This window comes from Paenibacillus sp. OK003, from assembly GCF_900109515.1.
Taxonomy (GTDB): domain Bacteria; phylum Bacillota; class Bacilli; order Paenibacillales; family Paenibacillaceae; genus Paenibacillus; species Paenibacillus marchantiae.
The window spans coordinates 34,328-48,221 of the sequence record NZ_FOBD01000009.1 but is presented as its reverse complement, the minus strand read 5'-3'; the positions used below and the strand labels follow the sequence as shown (position 1 = coordinate 48,221).

14 protein-coding genes are annotated in these 13,894 nt (G+C 44.5%); 11 read left to right on the top strand and 3 right to left on the bottom strand.

The window, feature by feature from the left end; genetic code table 11:
* The first annotated feature begins 2 nt into the window (after window positions 1-2).
* From BMW94_RS15425 to BMW94_RS15415, 3 genes are all read left to right on the top strand, one after another.
* Entirely contained in the window at window positions 3-770 is a 768-nt protein-coding gene (locus tag BMW94_RS15425; protein ID WP_090999693.1) for a thiazole synthase, read from the top strand.
* Window positions 767-1,816: a ThiF family adenylyltransferase gene (locus BMW94_RS15420; protein WP_090999691.1), complete on the top strand. Its 1,050-nt coding sequence runs from the start codon at window positions 767-769 to the stop codon at window positions 1,814-1,816. Before BMW94_RS15425 ends, BMW94_RS15420 begins: the two co-directional genes overlap by 4 nt.
* 174 nt (window positions 1,817-1,990) lie before the next feature.
* Entirely contained in the window at window positions 1,991-2,680 is a 690-nt protein-coding gene (locus BMW94_RS15415; protein WP_254790248.1) for a winged helix-turn-helix domain-containing protein, read from the top strand.
* 139 nt (window positions 2,681-2,819) lie between these two features.
* Here the strand turns inward: BMW94_RS15415 and BMW94_RS15410 are convergent, their stop codons facing one another.
* Both BMW94_RS15410 and BMW94_RS15405 read right to left on the bottom strand, forming a co-directional pair.
* Window positions 2,820-3,320 carry a C40 family peptidase gene (locus tag BMW94_RS15410; RefSeq protein ID WP_090999689.1) on the bottom strand — a complete coding sequence of 167 codons (501 nt, stop codon included), beginning with the start codon at window positions 3,318-3,320 and terminating at the stop codon, window positions 2,820-2,822.
* A 282-nt stretch (window positions 3,321-3,602) separates the two neighbouring features.
* Window positions 3,603-4,244 (bottom strand): thiamine diphosphokinase, encoded by a 642-nt coding sequence (locus tag BMW94_RS15405; protein ID WP_090999687.1) that lies wholly within the window; start codon window positions 4,242-4,244, stop codon window positions 3,603-3,605.
* A gap of 186 nt (window positions 4,245-4,430) precedes the next feature.
* On the opposite strand from BMW94_RS15405, the gene BMW94_RS15400 reads away from it, so the two are divergent.
* Both BMW94_RS15400 and BMW94_RS15395 read left to right on the top strand, forming a co-directional pair.
* Window positions 4,431-5,099: a trimeric intracellular cation channel family protein gene (locus tag BMW94_RS15400; protein ID WP_090902466.1), complete on the top strand. Its 669-nt coding sequence runs from the start codon at window positions 4,431-4,433 to the stop codon at window positions 5,097-5,099.
* A gap of 1 nt (window position 5,100) precedes the next feature.
* Window positions 5,101-5,571, top strand: a complete 471-nt coding sequence (locus BMW94_RS15395; protein WP_090999685.1) for a low molecular weight protein-tyrosine-phosphatase — start codon at window positions 5,101-5,103, stop codon at window positions 5,569-5,571.
* Window positions 5,572-5,735: 164 nt separating this feature from the next.
* Here the strand turns inward: BMW94_RS15395 and BMW94_RS15390 are convergent, their stop codons facing one another.
* Complete coding sequence (locus BMW94_RS15390) at window positions 5,736-6,470, bottom strand: alpha/beta hydrolase (RefSeq protein WP_063562831.1); 735 nt, start codon at window positions 6,468-6,470, stop codon at window positions 5,736-5,738.
* 255 nt (window positions 6,471-6,725) lie between these two features.
* Here BMW94_RS15390 and pdhA point away from each other — a divergent pair, with 255 nt between their 5' ends.
* From pdhA to BMW94_RS15360, 6 genes are all read left to right on the top strand, one after another.
* The gene (gene pdhA, locus BMW94_RS15385) at window positions 6,726-7,793 is read left to right on the top strand and encodes a pyruvate dehydrogenase (acetyl-transferring) E1 component subunit alpha (RefSeq protein WP_053780908.1); all 1,068 of its coding nucleotides are present in this window, start codon (window positions 6,726-6,728) and stop codon (window positions 7,791-7,793) included.
* A gap of 105 nt (window positions 7,794-7,898) precedes the next feature.
* Window positions 7,899-8,876 (top strand): alpha-ketoacid dehydrogenase subunit beta, encoded by a 978-nt coding sequence (locus BMW94_RS15380; RefSeq protein ID WP_062325380.1) that lies wholly within the window; start codon window positions 7,899-7,901, stop codon window positions 8,874-8,876.
* A gap of 175 nt (window positions 8,877-9,051) precedes the next feature.
* Entirely contained in the window at window positions 9,052-10,365 is a 1,314-nt protein-coding gene (locus BMW94_RS15375; RefSeq protein WP_090999683.1) for a dihydrolipoamide acetyltransferase family protein, read from the top strand.
* Window positions 10,366-10,368: 3 nt separating this feature from the next.
* Window positions 10,369-11,784 (top strand): dihydrolipoyl dehydrogenase, encoded by a 1,416-nt coding sequence (gene lpdA, locus BMW94_RS15370; RefSeq protein WP_063562829.1) that lies wholly within the window; start codon window positions 10,369-10,371, stop codon window positions 11,782-11,784.
* 286 nt (window positions 11,785-12,070) lie between these two features.
* Window positions 12,071-12,865, top strand: a complete 795-nt coding sequence (thyA, locus tag BMW94_RS15365) for a thymidylate synthase (RefSeq protein ID WP_063562828.1) — start codon at window positions 12,071-12,073, stop codon at window positions 12,863-12,865.
* 30 nt (window positions 12,866-12,895) lie between these two features.
* Window positions 12,896-13,384: a dihydrofolate reductase gene (locus BMW94_RS15360; protein WP_072733281.1), complete on the top strand. Its 489-nt coding sequence runs from the start codon at window positions 12,896-12,898 to the stop codon at window positions 13,382-13,384.
* Window positions 13,385-13,894 lie beyond the last annotated feature (510 nt).

Below are 13,894 nucleotides of genomic sequence, written 5' to 3'. Positions count from 1 at the left end.
TCATGTTGAGGATTGGAAATTATACGTTTGAATCTAGATTGCTGCTGGGTACAGGCAAATTTTCGGACTTGGAAGTGCAGAGCCAGGCGGTTGAGGCTTCAGGTACGGAAGTATTAACGTTCGCGGTTCGGCGTTTGAATCTGGAAGATCGGAACAAACAGCACTTTCTGGACACACTGGACTTGAAAAGGTATACCCTGCTTCCCAATACAGCGGGTGCTTCAACAGCAGAGGAGGCTGTGCGAATCGCTGAACTAGCTCGGGCTTCAGGACTTTGTGATATGATAAAAGTAGAAGTTATCGGCGATGGAATCACATTACTTCCTGACCCAATTGAAACCTATAAAGCTTGCGAGATCTTGCTTGAAAAGGGCTTTACGGTACTGCCTTATATCTCGGACGATGTTATTCTGGCCAAGCGATTGCAACTACTCGGCGTACATGCTGTTATGCCTGGGGCTTCACCCATAGGGGCGGGGAGAGGGATTATTAATCCCTATAACCTGGAGATTATTATTGAACAAGCCGTCGTTCCTGTTATTGTGGATGCAGGACTTCGAGCACCTAAAGATGCTGCATATGCGATGGAGCTGGGAGCTGACGGTGTTTTGTTGAATACGGCTGTCTCCGGATCCGGAGATCCAGTGAAGATGGCGAAGGCAATGCGAATGGGGGTTGAAGCAGGTAGACTGGCTTATGAGGCAGGCATGATTCCCGTTAAGCGCTATGCAGCGGCGAGCAGTCCCGCGGAAGGAATGATTCATACATGACTAATCAGACACGATCTTCTGAACAGGGAGACCGCTATTCCAGACAGGAACGGTATGCACCTATCGGTAAGAAAGGTCAGCATAGATTGAATAACAGTAAAGTATTAATTGTTGGAGCGGGCGCGCTGGGTACGGGCATTGCTGAAACACTGGTACGATCAGGAATTGGCCATATTACCATTGCAGATCGTGACTATGTAGAGTGGAGCAACCTACATCGACAGCAATTATATATCGAGCAAGACGCGATTCAGCGAATGCCCAAAGCGATGGCAGCGAAGAATCGTCTATCTGACATTAATTCTACTGTTGAAATTGTAGGCAAAGTGATGGACGTCAGAGTAGACGAACTGGAGGAACTGGTTCAGAATGCAGACTTGATCATGGATGCCACAGATAATTTTGATACCCGGCTATTAATAAATGATATGTCTCAAAAGTATCGCATTCCCTGGATTTATGGCGGATGTGTGGGCAGTTATGGAATTACCTACACATTTCTACCTGGCGAAACACCTTGTTTAAACTGTTTGTTGGGTGAGGTTCCGTTAGGTGGGGACACCTGTGATACGTCAGGCATTATCCCTCAGGCGGTGCAGATGGTTACAGCTAATCAGACTGCGGAAGCGATGAAGTTTCTCAGTGGTAATTCAGGTACGCTGAGACGCAAGTTGCTATCATTCGATGTGTGGAGAAATGAATACATATCCATTAACGTCGACGGTGCCCGAAAAGAAGATTGTCCTTCCTGTGGAGTAAAGGCCAACTATCCGTACCTTTCTGCTTCCAACCTGGAAAAAACAGACGTATTATGTGGCAGGGATACGGTGCAGATTCGCCCTTCACGGCGAATGAATCTGGATTTACAGCATACGGCTGATCGCCTTGGCAAGCTGGATGAAGGCCAAGTGGAGGCTAATCCGTTTTTGGTTTCTTTTACAACGGGAGCGCACAGGATGGTCATTTTTCATGATGGTCGCGTCCTTGTTCATGGAACAAAAGACACGGCAGAGGCGCGTACGCTGGTTCACCGATACTTTGGTTGAAGAAAAATGAAATGAATGTTCCGAGTCCATTCCTTCCGGGAATGGACTTTTTCATTTTACGGCATGATAACTATACAACAATGCTGCGATGCACACTGGTCACAAGAATCTGGAGGCTAAGTGTAGTTTAAACCAACAAATGTAGCAGCGTATAAGACAGGCCGGGTGAAAAAAATGAAAAAATCCATATTACTGGTTGGCAGGGGCGATCTGGTTTCTTTTATTCAAGGCATATTGTGTGCTGAAGGATACCAAGTCGAACAAATGGAATGGACGGATCTGAATCGTCTTTCTGAATCAACACTCACGAATCTTAATATGATCATATTAATGAATGAAGGATGTCACGAAGATACCCTGAAAAATGGACTAGAGTCTTTTGTACACATAGGAGTCACATCTCCATTACTTGTGATAACTCCCAAGATATCGCCTGAATTAATAGTGGAATTGCTCGATTACGGGGCTAATGACGTGATAGAGTCACCTATTCATGGTAATGTGATGATGGCCAGAATACGGAATCTTTTACGTGTGTTCTCACATGCTTCACAGGAAGATGAAGAAGTCATTGTAGTGCATGATCTCAAGGTCAATCTGCGTTCACGCCGAGTAAGTCGTGCAGGTGAATATCTGGTATTGACTCCGAAAGAATACGAATTGCTGGAGTTTTTGGCCCGTCATGTGAACGAGGCGTGTCCCCGGAGCGTTATTTTAAGGGAAGTATGGGGATATGATTTTGCAATGGATACCAATGTGGTGGATGTGTATATCAAACATTTACGGGTGAAGGTGGATAAGGGGAGGAGCGTCAAATTAATTCATACCGTGCGTGGAGTTGGTTATATGCTTCATACCCAATAAAAGAGGTCGTTCACCGCTCCAAACGTATTGCCTGTTTTTCACATAACTCCTGTTTGGACAGAGAGCTTCATTGGGTAAATAGAAAAGGACCGGATCATCAGATCCGGCCCCACTCGCTTCGTTATTACTAAAATATGAGCTACAGTACGCGGCGAGCTTTAATATATGTTTTTTTCCAGTTCCCCGAGTTCAAGTCGGAGAGAGTGACACCTGGTGATCCGTACGTGTGCAGAACTTTTCCGTCTCCTGCGTATACGCCTACGTGAGTAATATTGGAGCCAGTAGAGCGGCTACCGCTGGAGAAGAAGAGCAGATCTCCCACTTGCAGATTAGCTTTGGAAACAGCTACACCTTCCTGGGATTGCTTAACGGATGTACGTGGCAGGTCCACACCATACTTTTTGAAGATGTATTTCATAAAAGAGGAGCAGTCAAAATATTGGGTAGTAGAAGTTGACGCCCCAAATTTATATGGAGTACCTGTAAAGGTTTTACCATAGTTCACAATTTGTTGTCCTGTGGATACGGAAGCGCTTGCTGCCTTTGCAACAGGTGCATTCGTCATTAATACAGCTCCAAAACCTAGTGTAGCGCACAACCCGACGGTTACGGCCTTTTGGACAAAGATGTTTGTTTTCATGTGAGTACCTCCAAAATTCGTTTTCGTTTAGTTGCTAGAGCGAGTATAACAGCTTTGTAACAACCTAGAAATTGGATGGAACCCTCCTGTCCCTACGGCTGCAACGGTTTGGGTTTGTTTATTAAAATACCATTAAAAATGTCAAAAAATTAATCATTGACGAATCTCGGATATTACAAATATAGAAAAGACTCTTGATATATCAAGGGTCTTTGTTGTTTTATGAGCTTATTTTTAATCTAAATCATAGGTTACAAAAACGTAATAAGTATAGGCGGAAGGTTAATCTTTGCTCTGAATAATGAGTAATAATCCACTATCAATTGAGACGGTGCCAGATTTTCCGAGCAGTTTGTTGCTAATTCCCAAAGATTGTCCCATGCGTATCGTGGCTTGGTTTAGCGGGTACATGAAACCTTCCAGTGTAATACCTGTTACTTCATTAGTAAGTGGGAGCAGGGAGATGTAGTCATATCCACGGTCTTCCACAAAAGCTTCGGAGGTCGTTAACATCATATAATTGTGTTCATCCTGCAGAGTACAGGAAATATGATGCTGCATAGCGCGGACCATAATATGTACGTTAGCCAGTGTGTGATCCATGCGTGTGCCCGTTGCGCCCAACATAAGGATGTCAGTAGGCTCAAGATCCAATGCTGTTTCAAATGCCATCTCGGTATCCGTCAAATCCTTATGTACAGGATCACAGGTGATTATCCGTTCGCTGTTATCTCGTACTCTCTCCCTTTCCTGCTCGGTAATGGAATCAAAATCACCTACTGCGATATGTGGCTGAATCCCATGTTCTATTAAGAACAACGCCCCACGATCGGCCGCGATAATGATGTCATCCTTATCGATTTCTTTTAGAAATTGAGGAGAGAGGTTTCCCCCTGTAAAAATAACAATTCGTTTCTTAGTCATTCTATTTCATCCTTCCTAATCAATAAAGAACAATTCACTTCTAATTAAGGTGTTAGAATGATGCAAAAATCATTCACAAAACCAGTATAATCCACAAAATGTGGTTGCACAATTTCGGCATGCGCGGATACAATGGGTAGAGCAACATGGAGATGACTTGAAAAGTGAGGTTTGAACAGGTTGGACTTGCACATTTTTGAAGTATTCAGCATTATAGGTACCATTGCATTTGCAATGTCCGGAGCTTTCGTGGCAATGGAAGAGGAATATGATATTTTGGGTGTACTGGTACTGGGACTCGTAACCGCATTTGGAGGCGGAGTCATTCGTAATGTTCTCATTGGTGTACCCGTAACGATGCTGTGGAGCCAGGGAATGCTAATTATGCTCGCACTAATATCTGTAGCGATTGCGTTTGTTCTACCTCTTAAGTGGATTGGTCACTGGAAGCGGACTGAAGCGCTGTTCGATGCGATTGGACTTGCAGCATTTGCGATTCAAGGAGCGTTATACGCGGCCGATATGGGACATCCCATTAGTGCGGTTATTGTAGCCGCAGTTATGACCGGTATAGGCGGAGGGATCATTCGTGATCTGCTGGCAGGAAGAAAGCCGTTGGTACTGCGTGATGAAATTTATGCTGTGTGGGCAATAACAGCTGGTTTCGCCATAGGTATGGGATGGTTTACAACGAACGCTGGACTGTTAATATGTTTCGCCGCAGTTGTGTTCTTCCGAATGTGCTCTGTTCATTATAAATGGAAGCTGCCCCGTCGTTCCCTGGTACAAACGGAGAGTGTGAAACCTCAGACAGCACCAGCGCCACTTAACCGCACCTTGAGTAAGGGGGAATAACATGATTAACGTTTTGTTTGTATGTTTGGGCAACATATGCCGATCGCCGATGGCTGAGGCTGTCCTCCGTCATAAAGTGAGTGAAAGAGGACTTGATCAGCAGATTTCAGTGGACTCCGCAGGTACAGGAGACTGGCATGTTGGCAAACCTCCGCATGAGGGGACACGATCATTGCTGGATTCCTATCAAATTTCTTATGCCAATATGGCGGCAAGACAATTTGCGAGTGCGGACTTCACACATTTTGATTACATTATATGCATGGATGATTCCAACGCAGCTAACGTAAGAAGTGTAACAGGCGGTGAGGATGCAGAAATTATCAAGATGATGGATCTGCTGCCGGACGAGACGCTCCGTGAAGTACCCGACCCGTATTATACTGGGAATTTTGAAGAAGTGTACAGATTGGTTGATGCAGGCTGCGACGTGTTGCTGGATCGGATTGAAAAGGAACATTCATTGATATAACAATTAATGATGTTTTCTAGCAATGACAATGACAAGTGAGATACAAAAGAAGAAGCCGGAACGGACAAGCAGGAGAACCTGCTTCTTTTTTGAGTGTTGATGTAAGCGTAATCATACAGTTGTAAAACAAAAGCGGCATTTCAGCCGCCTGTTCAATCATCGAATTAATTTTCTTGAAGAAAGTAAAGCAATGCTTCCGGCAGCTCATTCTGCCAGAATCCCCATTGGTGATGCCCGTCTTTCTCCTGATAGGAGACGAGTGCACCTCGTTTTTCCAGCAAATCACGGGTATCGCGATTTAATTGAACAAAATCATATGTGCCGGTATCGGCTTCAAAGGCAGTCTCCTGCAAACCAACAATCATCCAGATCGATAACCAGGACAAGTCTTCAGCTGCAGCGTAGATTTCCTGGGAAGCGGAGTAGTAAGCTCCAGACATGCTGATGACACGTGTAAACAGGTCTGGATAGAGTAGAGCAAGATGAAGCGAAACGCTGCCACCCAGTGAGTCTCCTGCAAGAACACGTTCCTGCGGAGAGCGGCGCACAGGATATTTCTCTTCTACATAGGGAATAATCTCTTCAGCGAAGCATGAGGTATACGCCTTGAACCGATCGCCGAAAGGGGCGTATTCCTGAGTTCTTACTGACACGTCAACCTGAACGCCTACTATAATGAAAGGTTCGGCACCCTCATCGAGAATGATACGGTTGGCAGTGGTCGCAATACGTCCAAAGTTGAAAAATTCTTCACCGTCCTGACAATAAACGACAGGGTAGGATAACAATTCGTTATAGCCTGGGGGAAGATAAATTCGCAGTGTGCGCTTCTCACCGAGATAGCGGCTCTCAATCTCTTCCTTCACAATCGTACGTTTCAAATAGCGGGAATCCGTCATAAAATGTCACCTTTCTCCGTTAATTTTTGCATTCGACCGCGCAATACGGTAAGATTATCCTTGTGCGGGGATAGGTCAAAAACGCAAACATGTATTATGCTGTTATACCAATATTAAGCCCCTGTTATACATACAATCCGGAAGGAAACATAAAAAAATTACGGAAATCTTTGACGTATGCAGTGAAACAGGTGTATAATAATATTATAACAGCGGAACTTGATATTCAAATTTTTTGTTGAGGTGAAGAAAAAAATGAGCAAGGTTCCTTATGAAGTATATACCGAGGATGTAGAAGCTCTGTCCGTGCTGTCTCCTGACGGTGAAATTGTTAACAAAGACATGATGCCTAAACTTTCCGACGATCAATTAAAAGAAATTATGTACCGCATGGTATTTACCCGTACTTGGGATGACCGTGCAGTAAACCTGGGCCGTCAAGGTCGTCTTGGTTTCTATGCTCCAGTATCTGGTCAAGAAGCTACAATGGTTGGTAGTGAATTTGCAATTGAAAAAGAAGACTTTGTATGTCCTGGCTATCGCGACATTCCGCAACTCGTGTGGCATGGACTTCCTCTTTATCAAGCGTTCCTGTACTCCCGTGGACACCAACATGGTGGACAAATCCCAGATGGCGTTAATGTATTGATGCCACAAATCATCATTGGTGCACAAATCCTGCACGCAATGGGTATTGCTATGGGTTACAAATTGAAGAAACAAAAACAAGTTGTAATTACGTACACAGGTGATGGTGGTTCTTCAGAAGGTGACTTCTATGAAGGTCTGAACTACGCTGGTGTTTACAAATTGCCGGTTATTTTCTTCGTACAAAACAATGGTTATGCCATCACAACTCCTTTTGCCAAACAAACGGCAGCTCTGTCCATCGCTCACAAAGCGGTAGCAGCAGGTATCAAAGGTGTTAAAATTGACGGTATGGACATCTTCGCAGTTATCAAAGCGGTTCAGGAAGCTGCTGAACGTGGTCGCAACGGCGAAGGCGCAACTTTGATCGAAGCAGTAACTTACCGTTTCCGTCCTCACTCCCTTTCTGACGATGCTTCCAAGTATCGTACAAAAGAAGAAGAGGCTGAATGGAATGCTAAAGATCCAATCGCACGTTTCGCTAAATATCTGGAGAAAAAAGGTCTTTGGACTGAAGAAGATACAGCACGTGTGAAAGAAGAAGCAAAAGCAAAAGTGAACGAAGAGATCAAAAAAGCGGAAAAAACCGAGAAAATGACGATTTCAGGCTTGATCGACAGCATGTTCGAACAAACGCCTAAGCACTTGGAAGAGCAAAAAGCTGATTTCCAATAAGTTTTTTCCGATAAAGCATAAACATCCGGGACGGGTTCCGGTGTCCCGGTATACATGTATGAATTCAAATGTGAACTGTCAATGTTTAAGGAGGAAATGAAGCAAATGGCACAAATGAACATGAAAGAAGCAATCCGTGATGCGCTTCGCGTGGAGTTGAAACGTGATCCTAACGTTCTGCTTTTCGGTGAAGACGTAGGTAATGTAGGCGGCGTTTTCCGTGTAACGGAAGGTCTGCAAAAAGAGTTTGGCGAAGAGCGTGTATTTGATACTCCACTTGCTGAGTCCGCTATTGGTGGTCTAGCTGTAGGTTTGGGTGTTCAAGGCTTCCGTCCGGTTGCCGAGATCCAATTCGTTGGTTTTATCTTCGAAGCCCTCGACCAAATGGTAGTTCAAGCAGCTCGTATGCGTTTCCGCTCCGGCGGTAAATATAATTCTCCAATCGTATTCCGTACACCATTCGGTGGCGGTGTAAAAGCGGCAGAATTGCACACAGATTCCCTTGAAGGTTTGCTTACGCAAACTCCGGGTATCAAAGTGGTTGTTCCTTCTAACCCTTACGATGCAAAAGGTCTGATGATCGCTTCTATTCGCGACAACGACCCTGTATTCTTCATGGAGCACTTGAACTTGTACCATGCATTCCGTGCAGAAGTACCTGAAGAAGATTACACAGTTGAGCTGGGCAAAGCGAACGTTGTTCGTGAAGGTTCTGATGTAACGATCATTACTTACGGTATGATGGTTCACACTTCTGTGAAAGCAGCAGAAGAGCTCGAAAAACAAGGAATCAAAGTTGAAGTTATCGACCTTCGTACGGTTAGCCCGATCGACATCGATACGATCGTTGCTTCTATTAAGAAAACAAACCGTGCAATTGTTGTACAGGAAGCTCAAAAGAGCGCAGGTGTTGCAGCTGAAGTCATTGCCCAAATCAATGAAAAAGCAATCCTGCACTTGGAAGCACCGGTTCTGCGTGTAGCTGGTCCGGATACTGTATATCCATTTGCACAAATCGAAGATACATGGCTTCCTAACCCAGCGCGTATCGTTGCTGCGGTTAACAAAGTCGTAAATTTCTAATTTAATCATCTGACATGCCGCAAGGCGCAGTATGGTGATCCACACCGCAGCGCAAGCTGCACTGTAAACAGCCATTAGCCCCTTGAGTAACAGTTTATTGCATTAGCAGTAACGGTTGTTTCTTGGAGTTAAGGGTTGTTTTCAGGATTGAGACATAATCAAGGAGGTTTTTCAGTTGGCTAAATTTGAATACAAATTCCCTGAACTGGGCGAAGGCCTTCACGAAGGCGAAATCATCAAGATGCACATCAAAGTCGGTGACAAAGTAACTGACGACGACATCATCATGGAAGTACAGAATGACAAAGCGGTCGTTGAAGTACCTTGTCCGGTTAACGGCACAGTAACAGAAGTATTCGCAAAAGATGGTCAAGTTTGCCACGTTGGCGAAGTTGTTGCAATCATCGACGCTGAAGGTGAGCTTCCAGAACAAGACGACGCTCCTGCAGGCGAGCAAGAAAAAGATGCAGCTCAAGGTGGAGCTGACACAAGCGGTTCTTCCGCAGCAGCTTCCAGCTCGGATGCAGCTAAAGAAGGCGGAAACAACAGCGTTCCGGCAGTACCTGCCAAAGACGTTCTGGCAACACCAAGCGTGCGTAAATTTGCTCGCGAACAAGGCGTAGACATCGCTCAAGTTAACGGTACTGGCAACAACGGTAAAGTTACCAAAGAAGATGTTGAATCCTTCAAAAACGGTGGCGGTTCTTCCGCAGCGGCATCTTCCGAAGCTCCGGCTCAAGAAGAGAAAAAATCCGCAGCACCAGCTGCTGCTGCAGCTGATCAACGTGTGGAAGAAGAGCGCGTACCATTCAAAGGTATCCGTAAAGCGATCTCCAATGCGATGGTTAAATCGGCTTACACAGCACCTCACGTTACAATCATGGACGAAGTGGACGTAACTGAACTGGTTGCTTTCCGTACTCGCATGAAACCTATCGCTGAGAAAAAAGGTACAAAAGTAACTTATCTGCCATTCATCGTTAAAGCTCTGGTTGCTGCTTCCCGTGAGTTCCCAGCATTGAACGCTATGATCGATGAAGAAGCTAATGAAATTGTATACAAAAAATACTACAACATCGGTATCGCTACAGATACAGACAACGGCTTGATCGTTCCTGTTATCAAAGATGCTGATCGTAAATCCATCTGGATGATCGCTGATTCCATTCGTGATCTGGCAGCTCGTGGCCGCGAAGGCAAATTGAGCGCGAACGAAATGAGAGGAAGCACAATCTCCATCAGTAACATCGGTTCTGCTGGCGGTATGTTCTTCACTCCAATCATCAACTTCCCAGAAGTTGCAATTCTCGGAACTGGACGCATCAGCGAAAAAGCCGTTATCAAAAATGGCGAAGTTGTTGCAGCACCTGTAATGGCTCTTTCCCTGAGCTTCGACCACCGTATTATCGATGGCGCAACAGCACAAAACTTTATGAACTACATTAAACAGCTGCTCGCTAACCCTGAGCTGCTTGTTATGGAGGTGTAAGATATGGTAGTAGGCGACGCTTCTCTCAATATCGATACATTAGTAATTGGTGCGGGTCCTGGTGGCTATGTAGCTGCCATCCGTGCTGCTCAACTGGGCCAAAGCGTATTGATCGTAGACAAATCCGAACTGGGTGGCGTTTGTTTGAACCGCGGATGTATTCCATCCAAAGCCCTGATCTCGGCTGCACACCAATATGAGTCTGCATTGCACGGCGAAGCTTTTGGTATCTCTGCTGAGAACGTAAAAGTGGACTTCAGCAAAACTCAAGAATTCAAAAACGGCGTTGTTAAGAAAATGACTGGCGGCGTAGCTGGTTTGCTCAAAGGCAACAAAGTTGAAGTTTTCAACGGTGAGTGCATGTTCATTAACGAAAACGAAGCTCGTGTATTTAACGATCACGAGTCTCCACGTTACAAATTCAAAAATGCAATCATTGCAACAGGTTCCCGTCCAATCGAGTTGAAACCTTTCCCGTTTGGCGGACGCATTCTGTCTTCAACAGAAGCTCTGAACTTGCCTGAAGTTCCAAAAAGCATGATCGTTATCGGTGGCGGTTATATCGGTGCTGAGCTTGGTCAAATGTACTCCAAATTCGGTGCTAAAGTAACAATCATCGAAGGTTTGGATACGGTACTGCCAGGTTTCGATAAAGATATGACTAGCCTCGTAGCTAAAAACATGAAGAAAACAGGCATCGAAATCGTAACGGGTGCAAAAGCTGAAAGTGCTGAGCAAACGGATAAAGATGTAACTGTTAAATATTCCGTAAATGGTGAATCCAAAGAAGTAACTGCAGATTACCTGCTGGTTACTGTTGGACGTCGTCCAAATACAGACGGAGAGCTTGGTCTGGACCTGATTGGCGTAGACGTTGACGAGCGTGGCTTCGTTAAAGTTGATCACCAAGGCCGTACTAGCATTCCTCACATCTTTGCAATCGGTGATATCGTATCTGGTCTGGCACTTGCCCACAAAGCTTCTTATGAAGGTAAAGTGGCTGCTGAAGCGATCGCAGGACAACCATCTGTAGTTGACTACAAATGTATGCCGGCAGTTGTGTTCACAGATCCTGAGTGCTCCAGCGTAGGTTACACTGAGAAAGAAGCTAAAGAAAAAGGCTACAAAGTAAAAGCTGGCAAATTCCCTTATGCGGGTAATGGCCGTGCTGTATCTTTGAACCACGCTGAAGGCTTCGTGAAAATCGTAGCTGACGAAGAAACAGGTCTTGTACTGGGTACCCAAATCGTAGGTCTGGAAGCTTCCAACCTGATTGCTGAGCTTGGACTCGCAATTGAAATGGGTGCTACTTTGGAAGATTTGGCGCTGACTATTCACGCTCACCCTACTTTGGGCGAAATCGTGATGGAAGCAGCGGAACTGGTTATGGGTCACCCGATCCACATCATTTCCCGCTAATATCGTCTAAACTTCGGATTCGTCCGGCATTATACGTAAATCAAGAAGGGATGGATAACGTGTTACAGCGTTGTCTGTCCCTTCTTTTATGTAAACACTAAAGCGAGATCTTGTTAAAGAATCATGCAATCAGAAGCTTAATGTGTTACACTGTAACAACCAATATGACAGCGGAGGGCTTAGGTCGATGCTGTATTTAAATAAGGCAAATTGGAACAAACACCAGCTGTGTGAATGTTCTTGTTTGTTTTTATTGCTATGAAAAAAAGTGCGAGGGGAATATAATTTGAAAAACTATCTCGATTTATTACAGGATATCTTGGATACAGGCGTGCATAAGGGAGATCGCACCGGAACTGGAACACAGTCGGTATTTGGCAGACAGCTCAGATACGACCTATCCGAAGGGTTCCCACTGGTAACAACGAAGCGAATTCATCTGAAATCAGTCATTCATGAGTTGTTGTGGTTTTTGAGCGGGGATACGAATATATCCTATCTGAAGGAAAACGGCGTTAAGATCTGGGACGATTGGGCTGATGAAAATGGTGATTTGGGTCCGGTATATGGATCACAATGGCGTACCTGGGAAGCACCAAACGGGGAGAAGATCGATCAGATTGCTGCTGTGATTGATTCGATCAAAAATAATCCAGATTCGCGGCGTCACCTCGTTAGCGCCTGGAATGTAGCGGAGATTAACAACATGAAACTGCCTCCTTGTCATTTCGCGTTTCAGTTCTACGTGGCTGAGGGTAAACTATCGTGTATGCTTACCATGCGTTCTGTAGATACGTTCCTCGGGCTTCCATTTAACATTGCCAGCTATGCGCTGCTGACGCATATGATTGCACAGCAGTGTGATCTTGAAGTGGGAGAGTTCATCTGGTCCGGTGGTGATGTTCATATCTACTCCAACCATGTGGAACAAGTGAAAACGCAGCTGGAGCGTGAGCCATTCGCGTTGCCTAAATTAGTAATCAAGCGCAAGCCGGATTCCATTTTCGATTATACGTTTGATGATTTTGAGTTTGAGAACTACCAGCATCATCCGGGGATCAAAGCACCGATTGCGGTATAAACAGAAACGGATTGAAGGAGTGTGTAATCTTTGAGCATTGAACTTGTATGGGCGATGGGCGAGAATGGCGTTATTGGATTGAATAATTCCATTCCGTGGCGTTTACCTAAAGATATGGCCTTTTTCAAGCAACGTACGTTGAACAAAACGATTATTATGGGACGTAACACATGGGAGTCCTTTGGAGGCAAGCCGCTTCCGCAACGTCGGAATATTGTTGTAACAAGAGATCTGAACTACCAAGCGAATCAGGCTGAAGTGGTGCATACGATTGAAGAGGGTCTGGAAGTTACAAAAGGCGAAGAGCTCTGCGTCATTGGCGGTTCCCAGGTCTATCGTGAGTTTTTGCCACTCGCAGATCGTCTGGTGGTGACCAAAATCCATGAGAATTTTGAGGGGGATACTTTTTTCCCGGATGTGGATTGGTCGGAGTGGGAGCTAACAGAACAGATCGAAGGCGAGCAAGATGAAAAAAATGTTTATGCATATACGTTTGAGTTCTACGAACGAAAACGGTAAAAGGGTCATAAGATGAAGTAGAAGAGCCCAAACATATGCTATTTACGAAGTATAGGGGCGCTGATTTGCGAAATATTCGTGAACAGCGTCTTTTCTTTTAGAAATAGAATGAAATAAATACGAATTAACATATAAATGACATAAATATGACGTAAAAATAACGAAAAAATGAATGCAATACATATCCCCTTAATCACTCTGTGGTAAAAAAGTATAAAAATTGTGGGAATTCACCGTTGTAAAGCCCTAAAATCAGTTATTGTTCGGATTTGGCAGCCTAAAACAGCATAAATTGTTGTTTTTAATGACAAATTACCTCACATTTAAATGACGTTTGATCCGTTTTTTCATCAATTAAACGCCTGGTTTTGTACAGCCACACCTTGGAAATAACCATTTTAAGGGTATTGACCATGGGTAGACTTGGACGATATGATGTATAAAATACAAATAATTATTCGGATAATCCATTTAATATTCAGCATGCAAAGTGCTACTATAATTGAAATA

Coding starts and splice junctions, on each gene's coding strand:
- BMW94_RS15390 (WP_063562831.1), bottom strand. CDS start 6,470: ATGACGGATTCCCGCTATTTGAAACGTACGATTGTGAAGGAAGAGATT.
- BMW94_RS15425 (WP_090999693.1), top strand. CDS start 3: ATGTTGAGGATTGGAAATTATACGTTTGAATCTAGATTGCTGCTGGGT.
- BMW94_RS15415 (WP_254790248.1), top strand. CDS start 1,991: ATGAAAAAATCCATATTACTGGTTGGCAGGGGCGATCTGGTTTCTTTT.
- BMW94_RS15395 (WP_090999685.1), top strand. CDS start 5,101: ATGATTAACGTTTTGTTTGTATGTTTGGGCAACATATGCCGATCGCCG.
- BMW94_RS15380 (WP_062325380.1), top strand. CDS start 7,899: ATGGCACAAATGAACATGAAAGAAGCAATCCGTGATGCGCTTCGCGTG.
- lpdA (WP_063562829.1), top strand. CDS start 10,369: ATGGTAGTAGGCGACGCTTCTCTCAATATCGATACATTAGTAATTGGT.
- BMW94_RS15405 (WP_090999687.1), bottom strand. CDS start 4,244: ATGACTAAGAAACGAATTGTTATTTTTACAGGGGGAAACCTCTCTCCT.
- BMW94_RS15410 (WP_090999689.1), bottom strand. CDS start 3,320: ATGAAAACAAACATCTTTGTCCAAAAGGCCGTAACCGTCGGGTTGTGC.
- BMW94_RS15420 (WP_090999691.1), top strand. CDS start 767: ATGACTAATCAGACACGATCTTCTGAACAGGGAGACCGCTATTCCAGA.
- pdhA (WP_053780908.1), top strand. CDS start 6,726: ATGAGCAAGGTTCCTTATGAAGTATATACCGAGGATGTAGAAGCTCTG.